This is a genomic window from Marinilabiliales bacterium, from assembly GCA_007695015.1.
GTDB lineage: Bacteria > Bacteroidota > Bacteroidia > Bacteroidales > PUMT01 > PXAP01.
Genome location: REEN01000067.1, coordinates 114,967 through 124,800, shown reverse-complemented (window position 1 = coordinate 124,800; position 9,834 = coordinate 114,967). Strand labels below are relative to the sequence as shown.

General features: G+C 46.4%; 8 protein-coding genes and 1 pseudogene. 7 read left to right on the top strand and 2 right to left on the bottom strand.

Going from position 1 to position 9,834, the window contains the following annotated elements:
* The first annotated feature begins 135 nt into the window (after nt 1-135).
* The 5 genes and pseudogenes from EA408_10340 (at nt 136) to EA408_10320 (ending at nt 4,562) form a co-directional block, all read left to right on the top strand.
* Nucleotides 136-693: an RNA polymerase sigma-70 factor gene (locus EA408_10340; GenBank protein TVR71048.1), complete on the top strand. Its 558-nt coding sequence runs from the start codon at nt 136-138 to the stop codon at nt 691-693.
* A gap of 291 nt (nt 694-984) precedes the next feature.
* A pseudogene (locus EA408_10335) lies at nt 985-1,340 on the top strand (type II toxin-antitoxin system RelE/ParE family toxin).
* On the top strand, nt 1,327-1,632 hold the full coding sequence (locus EA408_10330; protein ID TVR71047.1) for an XRE family transcriptional regulator: 306 nt from the start codon (nt 1,327-1,329) through the stop codon (nt 1,630-1,632). Before EA408_10335 ends, EA408_10330 begins: the two are co-directional and overlap by 14 nt.
* Nucleotides 1,633-1,887: 255 nt before the next feature.
* Nucleotides 1,888-2,202 carry an L-rhamnose mutarotase gene (gene rhaM / locus EA408_10325; protein TVR71046.1) on the top strand — a complete coding sequence of 105 codons (315 nt, stop codon included), beginning with the start codon at nt 1,888-1,890 and terminating at the stop codon, nt 2,200-2,202.
* A gap of 17 nt (nt 2,203-2,219) precedes the next feature.
* Entirely contained in the window at nt 2,220-4,562 is a 2,343-nt protein-coding gene (locus tag EA408_10320; protein ID TVR71045.1) for a glycoside hydrolase, read from the top strand.
* Between the two features lie 236 nt (nt 4,563-4,798).
* Here EA408_10320 and EA408_10315 read toward each other — a convergent pair whose 3' ends face one another.
* A complete protein-coding gene (locus tag EA408_10315) occupies nt 4,799-6,193 on the bottom strand; it encodes a hypothetical protein (GenBank protein ID TVR71044.1) in 1,395 nt (464 codons plus the stop codon).
* A 166-nt stretch (nt 6,194-6,359) separates the two neighbouring features.
* Here EA408_10315 and EA408_10310 point away from each other — a divergent pair, with 166 nt between their 5' ends.
* Together EA408_10310 and EA408_10305 are read left to right on the top strand one after the other, a co-directional pair.
* Nucleotides 6,360-7,631 carry an L-rhamnose isomerase gene (locus tag EA408_10310; GenBank protein TVR71043.1) on the top strand — a complete coding sequence of 424 codons (1,272 nt, stop codon included), beginning with the start codon at nt 6,360-6,362 and terminating at the stop codon, nt 7,629-7,631.
* A gap of 29 nt (nt 7,632-7,660) precedes the next feature.
* Nucleotides 7,661-8,509 carry a ThuA domain-containing protein gene (locus tag EA408_10305; protein TVR71042.1) on the top strand — a complete coding sequence of 283 codons (849 nt, stop codon included), beginning with the start codon at nt 7,661-7,663 and terminating at the stop codon, nt 8,507-8,509.
* Nucleotides 8,510-8,538: 29 nt separating this feature from the next.
* Here the strand turns inward: EA408_10305 and kynU are convergent, their stop codons facing one another.
* Entirely contained in the window at nt 8,539-9,789 is a 1,251-nt protein-coding gene (kynU, locus tag EA408_10300) for a kynureninase (protein TVR71041.1), read from the bottom strand.
* Nucleotides 9,790-9,834: the final 45 nt, after the last annotated feature.

Genomic DNA, 9,834 nt, shown 5'->3' with positions numbered 1-9,834 from the left:
GAAGACAGATGCCGAATATGAATTCAGGCGTTTACACAAAGTTTTCGAAAGACTCTTAATTTATGGTAATTACTTATCTTATTAGATGGATTTTAATTATGATTATTAACTTTATGACAGAAATCTTTTGTTAAAATGACAATTTCATCCCCAAACCTGTGGCAAAAGGTAAAAAAGGGAAATATAAAGGCTTTTGAAATTCTTTATAAATGCTACTTCCCTTCTCTTTGTCTCTATTGCTACGGGGTGATTCCGGATGAGGAGCTTGTTAAGGAGATAGTCAATGATGTATTTTTGAAATTATGGGATAAGCGCAGGGATATTGATATTCAACACGGTATCAAGCCCTATCTTTTCAGATGTGTTCACAATGCATGTCTGGATTACAAAAGGTTAAAAAAGAACACCAGGCAAAATCAGATAATCGATATTTCTGATGAGATGAGGGAACTGGCAGATCCTGATGAAGAATACATATTTCAGCAGATAGCCCTTAAAAAACTTGAAAAAGATGTTACGGCCAGCATTGATAAACTTCCTGACAAATGCAAAGAAATTTTCATTTTAAGCCGGTATGAGCTGCTTTCCTATTGTGAGATTTCTGAAAGGCTCAATATATCGGTCAATACTGTAAAAACACAGATCTCAAGGGCGTTGGATAGTTTGCGAGTCAGTCTTAAGAAATATTTATAGTTGAGGTTCCTAACAGCTTTAAGTAAATCCAATCAATTACAAATTTTTTTCTGAACCGGTTTTGGAAAATGCTGGTATTGTTAGAGGCTATGAAGAAGGATTTCTTCGACACCCTGAACGGCAAGCCGACCGCTCTACCGACAACGCGATAGAAGTGATGAAAAATTAAATATATACATCCAAACACCATAACTATGTTTACACAATCGTTGTGCGTCAGCCGGAGAAATATCGCAAATCATCAACTTGTTTCTTAATTAAGAAACTCTTATCTTTGTATTAAAATAATTAATGGATAAAAAATTCGATGTTGACTTTTTGGGTGATGCCATTGATTTTTTGGACTCTTTAAACGAGAAAACGCGTCGAAAGATCTATTATAATGCAAGAAAAGCACAGATTGTCAATGACTCAGAATTATTTAAAAAATTAACTGAGATTATCTGGGAGTTTCGGACATTGTACGAGAAAAAGTATTACAGATTGTTAGCATTCTGGGACAAGACAGATAAAACGGAAATTCTTGTTTTAGCAACGCATGATTTATTAAAAAGACTAAAAAAACTCCCAAAAGTGAGATAAATAGGGCGGAAGAAATACGAAAAGCATACTTTGAACTAAAATCAAAGAAAAATGGAAAACAATAAATTACGCAGAACAAGCCTGGATGAAATGATTGATAAGCATATAGGCAAAGTTGGGACTGAAGATAGAGATGCTTTTGAAGAAGAATTGAGTCTTGATATTTTAGGACAAACAATCAAAAGAATAAGAGAAGAGAAGCATTTAACTCAAAGTCAACTTGGAGAGCTGGTTGGAGTAAAAAAAGCACAAATTTCCAAGGTTGAAAATAACCTGACTGATGCACGGTTTGATACTATATTGAAGGTTTTTAGGGCATTGAACGCTAAGATTAATTTCAATGTAGAATTAAAATAAAATCGCCCAACGCAACAACACGGTATATGTTAGCCTGGCAACTACCGAAAGGTTTCAAGCGTAATATCATTTAGGTTTAACCAGTTTTTTTAGGTTTAGGTTGGGGGTGAATGATAAGGCTCCTGTCATTATTGATACCAAGAATTTAAAGCTAATTCAGGGTAATTCCTTATATGTATTCGGTGGACCCGATGCGTGGATAGATTACACTGTTTAAAACCAACCCCGGGATTATTCCCGGCAACATTTAATACTATGCAAAAAACCGCTTTTAAGATGAAGCTCAAAAAAGGCTTCAGGGAAGAGTACATAAGGAGGCATGATGCAATATGGCCCGAGCTGAAAGAGCTGCTCAGCAGCAACGGCATATCTGATTATACAATATTCCTGGATAATGAGACTGATACGCTTTTTGCTGTCCAGAAGCAGGCAGAAGGATCCTCATCGCAGGAGCTCGGAAGTGAGGAGGTGGTCAGGCGATGGTGGGATCATATGTCCGATATCATGGAGACAAACTCCGACAATTCGCCGGTTTCCACTCCCCTTGAACAGGTGTTCCACATGGATTGAAATAAAACAATAACATTATGGCTATTAAGAGATTGATTGTTTCATGCAGCCTGATTTGCGCGGCTTTAGCAGCTTTTTTTACCGGTTTGTCGTGTTCAGGAGAGAATGGCATAGAAGCCAAATGGATAGTTCATCCTGCTGAGGATACCATTGCCAACCAGTGGCTTGTTTTCAGAAAGACGTTTGTCCTGGATGAGATCCCTTCCGGGGAATTAATGGCAGATGTGGCAACCGACAGCAAATACTGGTTGTTTATAAATGGTGAGATGGTTGTTTTTGAGGGGGGACTGAAACGGGGGCCGAACCCGGATGATACTTACATGGACCGGGTGGATACAGGGCCCTCTCTCCGGCAGGGAGAAAATGTTATCGCAGTGCTGGTCTGGTTCTTCGGAAAGGATGGGTTCTCCCATAAAAACAGCGGACTACCGGGACTTTATCTCTGTGCACTTGAGGGAGGATTGCCACTGGTTAGTGACAGCACATGGAAGGTTACTGTCCATCCCTCATTCGGCGAAACCGGTGAGCCCTATCCTAATTACCGCTTGCCCGAATCCAATATCCATTATGATGCAAGAGATGATATTGGCGAGTGGTTTGCAGCAGGATATGATGATTCTGAGTGGCATCGTGCAGTTGAAAAAGGGGTGCCTCCGGTGGCTCCATGGAACAACCTGGCTGAGAGGCCGATACCCGGGTGGAAAGATTACGGCATCAGCCGGTATGACACCGCTCCCCGGTTTCCTGTTACGGTGACAAATGACACCGTCATAATAGTCCCTCTCCCATATAACGCCCAGGTCACACCAGGCTTCAGGATCGTGGCGCCGGAAGGGAAGAGGGTAGTTATTTTGACGGATAATTATTTTGGAGGGAGTGCATATAATGTACGGACAGAATATATTACCAGGCAGGGAGAACAGGATTTTGAGACTCCCGGATGGATGAACGGGCACTATGTCCATTATGAGATTCCTGCCGGTGTTGAGGTTCATGATCTATTTTACAGGGAGACCGGATACAATACCGAATTCACCGGGTATTTCAATAGTGATGACCCGTTTTATGATCTGCTGTGGAAAAAGTCTGTAAGATCACTCTATATCAACATGCGTGATACATACATGGATTGCCCTGACAGGGAAAGGGCCCAATGGTGGGGGGATGTGATTCTTCAACTGGAGCAGTCTTTTTATGCATTTGACAGGGAAAGCGACCACCTGGCGCGCAAAGGGATCCTTGAACTGATCAACTGGCAGCGTGCCGATTCGACCATCTACTCACCTGTTCCTTCAGGGAACTGGGATAATGAACTTCCAATGCAGATGCTTGCCAGTATCGGGTATTACGGATTCTGGAACTATTATTACTACACAGGCGACACCGTTACAGTGGAGGCGGTGTATCCGGGTGTCAGAAGTTATCTTCATGTGTGGGAGAAAGGTGAAAACGGGCTGGTTGTTGAGCGCCCCGGTGGATGGACATGGGGCGACTGGGGGGATAACAGGGATATGACTCTGTTGTTTAACCTTTGGTATTCTTTGGCCTTGCAGGGTTTTGAAAATATGGCCTTTTTGCTGGGCCATGACAGTGATGCACAATGGGCTGCCAGCACAAATGAAAGTTTAGCGGAGAATTTCAGGAATGCATTCTGGACCGGGAACGAATACAGGTCGCCCGGTTATAACGGAGAAACCGATGACCGGGCTCATGCCCTGGCAGTGCTGGCAGGAGTTGCACCAGTGGAGGATTACGGATTGATAAGGGATGTGCTTATGAGGGAGTACCACGCGAGTCCCTATATGGAAAAGTATGTATTGGAATCTCTTATCAGGATGGGTTTTGTTGATGATGCGCTGCAGCGCATGAAGGAGCGTTTCGGGCCCATGGTTGAGAGCGAGCTTACCACTTTGTGGGAGGGATGGGGTATAGGAGCTGCCGGCTTCGGGGGTGGCACCTACAATCACGGCTGGTCGGGCGGACCGCTCACATTGCTAAGCAGGTATATTGCAGGCATTGCACCAGCAGCCCCCGGGTTTTCAGAGATATTGTTCAAGCCACATCCGGGGCACCTGCAAAAGGCGGAAGCCAATTCAGTAACGAATTATGGAGAGATCAGGGTGAGATTCAGCCGGGAAGGCAACAGTTTTGTACAGGAGATCAGCTCGCCGGAGGGAAGGAGACTGTTAGCCGGAGTGCCGTTGTTAAACCGAGAGATTATCCGTGTGACGCTTGATGATCTGGTTATCTGGGAGAACGGATCAGCTATTGATCACCCTGATGCAGAATTTTCAGGCCGGGATAATGATTACATCTATTTTGCCCTGACATCCGGCAACCACATTATCCATTCATACTAAATATCTGCCGGCTCCTCACTTTTTCTGAAAAACAGGAAGCTGGCCGATACAAACCATATTATCGCTCCTGCAAGCATCAGTCTGTTGACCTGTTCCGGGCCGGTCACGCCCTGCCAGTTAAGGATGGAGGGTACAAGCGTCAGTAACAGTCCCAGTACCGCCATTATAATAAAAATAGTTCTCACTGCCGGTGTAATTATTTGTTTTTTAGTATTTTCAGGCATAACAGTTTTATATTAAGGTTGTTTTGCAATTCCGTTATTAATGGATCTCTGGTAGAATAGCGAGAACAACAGATATAGCCCAACCGCTGCCAGCCAGGTAGGCGCCGGCAGGAAAAACAGCTCAATACCGACAACCTGGTTGAAAAACAGTGCTGCGGCCAAAAGGAGGAACCATGTTGCACCAGCTGCAGTATTGAACATCAATCCTCTTTTCTCTGCAAAATAACTCTCAAGTCCCGCTCTTTTGAACAGGTAGAAATCGGCAAAAATGATTCCTCCCATCGGGATAAGTATCAGTCCGTACAGCGCCACGAAATCAAGCAGTCTCATGACCAGGGCCGGGAACATTGCTGCTATGGTGGTTATCGCTCCGGCCAGAAGGGTTACCTTCCATCTCTGCCAGTTGGGCGAGGCCACCTGTAATGCCAGACCGGCCCTGTAAAGCGTAGGGTTGGCGGTTGTCCACCCTGCTATAACAACGCATATTGCCCCTGCCACGCCTACTGCCTGGTAGGCAACCGGGCCGGGAGAGTCGCTTGTCGCGGCGGCATACAATATTCCTGAAGCTATCCAGGCGATATAGTGCCCGAGGTACATTCCCACGGCAGAGGCAAAGCCGTAATACCATTTTTTTGCATACCTGAAAATGGTGAGGTCAGACATGCCAAGGTGCATGGCAGCATTCGCGAGCCAGGTAAAGAATATAACGTGCCAGATGGTGAATTGCGACTGCCCCTCTCTTGCCACGCCCGTCCATATGGTATCATTAGCCACCTGCCAGAAGTTACCGAGCCCTGGTTCTATACCGAGTTTTGGAAAGGTGTTTATGGCTGCCGCAACAAATATCAGGAACATCCACGGCGCGGCAATTTTGGCGAACCGGGCAAGTGATTCAAAACCCATTATGGCAATAGCGGTAATAACACCCCCGACGCATATGACGGTAATTACCCAGCCTATGCTGTTGGGATACAGATCACCGAGTGAGGGCATGGTTATGTTGAAAGGGATGCCTACCGCCGTTGCTGAAACTGCGACCATTGCTCCTGCAAGGAAGCAGAACATCAGGGCATTGACTATGTTGTATATGAATACAAGGACCGGGCCGCATATTTTCCTCAGCTGCCAGTACAATGACAGTCTCTCTTTTACGGCAATCGGCGATGTAATGAAAGCCCAACTGAGGACTGCCAGGATATTTCCGATGAATCCACCCAGGAAAAGATCTGTGGCCGAAACTCCGTGGGCGACGAAGAGGATGCCTATTACAAATTCGGTTCCCGCAACATGTTCTCCTGCATAGATCCCAAGGAAATTACCTATTCGCTGCAGCTTGTTCTTGGTAACAGGCTCGCGGTCAAATTCGTAAAGTTTGTCAAGTTTTCTGGTGATGGAGGAGGCCTTCATAGGTTGTTTGTCTTAATCTGTTAACCGGGTAAATTGATGGTTACTTCAAAAACATGCAATATGGTAAAAATCCGGGTTATTTGAAAGATGCAAGTTTTGATTTAATGATATTCAGGCCTGAAAAGTTAGTTTTAAAATTATATATTTATCGGTTAAATAATCTCGCATGGACAAAAACAGGAAAATTGAGGAAGCCTACAGGATGGCAAGGGATATGTATGCTGAAATTGGTGTAGATACGGACGAGGCGCTGAAAATGCTGGATTCAGTTAACATTTCTCTTCACTGCTGGCAGGCCGATGATGTGGGCGGTTTCGAAAGTCCTGATTCCCGCCTGGGCGGGGGAGGAATTCAGGTTACCGGTAATTACCCGGGGAAAGCCCGCAGTATTGATGAACTTATCCAGGATATTGACAAGGTAATGAGCCTTCTTCCCGGAAGACAACGACTCAACCTGCATGCAATTTATGGTGATTTCGGAGGCCGGGGGGTTGATCGCGACGAGATAGAGCCGGTTCATTTTCAGAGGTGGATTGACTGGGCAAAGGATAATGGTACAGGCCTGGATTTCAATCCCACCTGCTTTTCACATCCGTTCGCTGATAACGGATATACTTTATCGGACAAGAACCAGAAGCACAGGCGGTTCTGGATTGAACATGTAAAAAGGTGCAGGGAGATAGCTTCGGTCATGGGCAGGGAACTCGGCACTGCGGCTGTGAATAATATCTGGATACCTGACGGATCAAAAGATGTGCCGGTTGACAGGAACACGCACAGGTCCCTGTTGAAGGAATCTCTCGATGAGATATTCTCTGTTGAGTACCCGTCTGCCCATTTAATTGATTCTTTAGAGAGCAAGCTTTTCGGTATCGGGTCAGAGGCCATGGTGGTCGGCTCACTTGAGTTTTATATTGCCTATGCCCTGCAGAAGGGGAAAATGGTATGTATCGACAACGGCCATTTCCATCCGACTGAGCAGGCAGGGGACAAGATATCGGCACTCCTGCAGTTCTTTGACGGACTTCTGCTGCACCTTACAAGGGGTGTCAGATGGGACAGTGACCATGTTGTGACATTCAACGATGAGATTCAGCTTATCGCCCAGGAGGTGGTCAGGTGCAAGGCCCTTGACAGAGTCCGCGTCGGCCTCGATTTTTTCGATGCAAGCATTAACAGGGTAGGGGCCTATGTCACCGGTGTGCGTGCCGCCCAGACGGCTTTTTTGTATGCGCTTCTCGAGCCTGTTCACCTTCTCAGGAAATTTGAGGAGGAGGGCAGGTACTTTGAGCGTCTTGCATATATGGAGATCATGAAGACCAGGCCATTCGGAGCAGTATATGATTATTACTGCCTGACAGGTGATGTGCCGGTTTCAGTTGAATATACCAAAGCTGTAGCTGAATATGAGAAAACGGTTCTTTCAAAAAGAGTTTGACTAAATTTTAACCAATAAAATCTTTTATTATGGATAATCATTCATCATCCCGCAGACGTTTTATCAAAAAGACTGTAATGGCCGGAGGAGCAGGTATGATCGGAGCCAAAGCCCTGCTGGCCCGGCCGTTGGCTGTACAGCCGGCGCCCACACTTAAAGGCAAGAAAGTATTGTTTGTTTACGGAGGCTGGGACGGGCACGACCCCGAACCCTCACGTGACCTTTTTGTCCCCTGGATGAGGCAGGAGGGAGCAGAGGTAACGGTATCCGACACGCTTGACGCCTATCTTGACAAGGAGCTCATGGATTCTCTTGATCTCGTGGTGCAGATTTGGACCATGGGCCAGATCTCGAATGAGCAGGAAAAGGGCCTGCTTGAGGCAGTGAAAAACGGCTGCGGCATTGCGGGGTGGCATGGCGGACTGTGTGATTCTTTCAGGAACAATGTTGAGTACCAGTTTATGACAGGAGGGCAATGGGTGTCACATCCGGGTGGGATTATTCATTACCGGGTGAACATAGTTGACCATGAAGATCCTGTAACGGCCGGACTTGAAGATTTCAACATGCATTCAGAGCAATATTACATGCACGTTGATCCCAATGTGAAGGTTATGGCAACTACGACCTTTACCGACGAGCATGCTAATTGGATAGGAGGCACTGTAATGCCCCAGGTCTGGAAGAAGTATTATGGCAAGGGACGCGTGTTTTATTCTGCTCTCGGGCATGTTATTGGCGATTTTGAAGTTTATGAGGCCCTTGAAATCCAGAAAAGGGGAATAAGGTGGGCGGCAGAAAGCAAATATCACCCATTCGAACAATGGATCAGTCCGGCCTACAGGGATGGAGCACCCGATATGCTTAACCGTCTGTGAGTTGAGGACTTATACGCTGAAGGTGCGGATTACAGGCTTTCAAGTATTTCACCCAATCTCTCTACGGTCAGGTACACCTCTTCAAAGGAGTTGTAAAGGGGTGCCGGTGCTATCCTGATAATGTTCGGGGGACGCAGGTCTGTTATTATTCCCGATTCCGTCAACCGGTAGTATAGATCACTGGCACGAGGATGCTCAATGGCAATGTGCCCGCCTCTGCGTTCCGGTTCCCTTGGCGTGATTATCCTGCATTCAGGATGGAACGGCATGATGGTTTCCCTGATCAGACCGTCAAGGTAACCTGTCAGGCGGAGAGAAACCTGCCTTATGGTCTCTATCCCTGCCTCAAGGGTTATGTTAAGCGCACCTTCAAGAGGAGACGATCCGAGTATGCCGGGAGAGGATATCTGCCACCGGCCGGCGCCGGCAGCAGGGGTGAACTTTGTCAGCATGTCGAACTGTTTCTCCTTATCGCTGCCGAACCAACCGGGAAGAGAGGGATCAAGTCCGAAATGTCTTTTATTCACATACAGGAACGCGGCGGCTCCCGGACCTGCATTCATGTATTTATAGCTGCACCAGAGTGCAAAATCAACACCCCACTCATCAAACCTGTGGGGAATCACTCCGGCCGAGTGACTGCAGTCAAACCCTGCAGGTATGTTTCTTTCCCTTGCAGCCCCGGCTATCCTGGCTATATCAAGCAACTGGCCGCTGCGGTATAGCACCGAAGGCAGGAACACAAGCGCCACCTTATCTGACATCCTGCCGATGATCTCATCTTCATCAAGCAGCCCGTGTTCATTTGCCTTTACCATTATGAGGTTCTCGCCAGGGTCTATGCCCCTGTTTCTCAGAAGTCCCTGCAATGCATACAGGTCAGACGGGAAATTAATCTCATCGGCCAGTATCTTTTTCCTGCTGCCTGAAGGCCGGTAAAAGGATCCTGCCAGTGTATGTATGTTAACAGTTGTTGTTCCGGTAAAAACAACCTCTTCTTTTAACGCGCCGAACATGGAGGCTGCCCGGGCTCCCATCTCTTCTGAAAATCTGAACCACGGAATCTCTGCATTCATCCAACCTCCTATGCCAAGGGTTCTCCATTCATCCAGAACCCGCAGCAGGGATCTTTCGGCGTCAATACTCAGCAGCCCCAAAGAGTTGCCATCCATATACACTTTCCCCTCAGGTATATGAAAACGGCTCCTGAATTCTGCGAGTTCGTTTTTGGCGTCCAGCTTCCTGGCGTAGGTTCTATTATATAAGGGTTTGTTCTTCACGACTTTAAGGTTTTTACAGGTTGCGGTTACCGGACTGTTAAAAAA

Coding starts and splice junctions, on each gene's coding strand:
- EA408_10340 (TVR71048.1), top strand. CDS start 136: ATGACAATTTCATCCCCAAACCTGTGGCAAAAGGTAAAAAAGGGAAAT.
- EA408_10330 (TVR71047.1), top strand. CDS start 1,327: ATGGAAAACAATAAATTACGCAGAACAAGCCTGGATGAAATGATTGAT.
- rhaM (TVR71046.1), top strand. CDS start 1,888: ATGCAAAAAACCGCTTTTAAGATGAAGCTCAAAAAAGGCTTCAGGGAA.
- EA408_10320 (TVR71045.1), top strand. CDS start 2,220: ATGGCTATTAAGAGATTGATTGTTTCATGCAGCCTGATTTGCGCGGCT.
- EA408_10315 (TVR71044.1), bottom strand. CDS start 6,193: ATGAAGGCCTCCTCCATCACCAGAAAACTTGACAAACTTTACGAATTT.
- EA408_10310 (TVR71043.1), top strand. CDS start 6,360: ATGGACAAAAACAGGAAAATTGAGGAAGCCTACAGGATGGCAAGGGAT.
- EA408_10305 (TVR71042.1), top strand. CDS start 7,661: ATGGATAATCATTCATCATCCCGCAGACGTTTTATCAAAAAGACTGTA.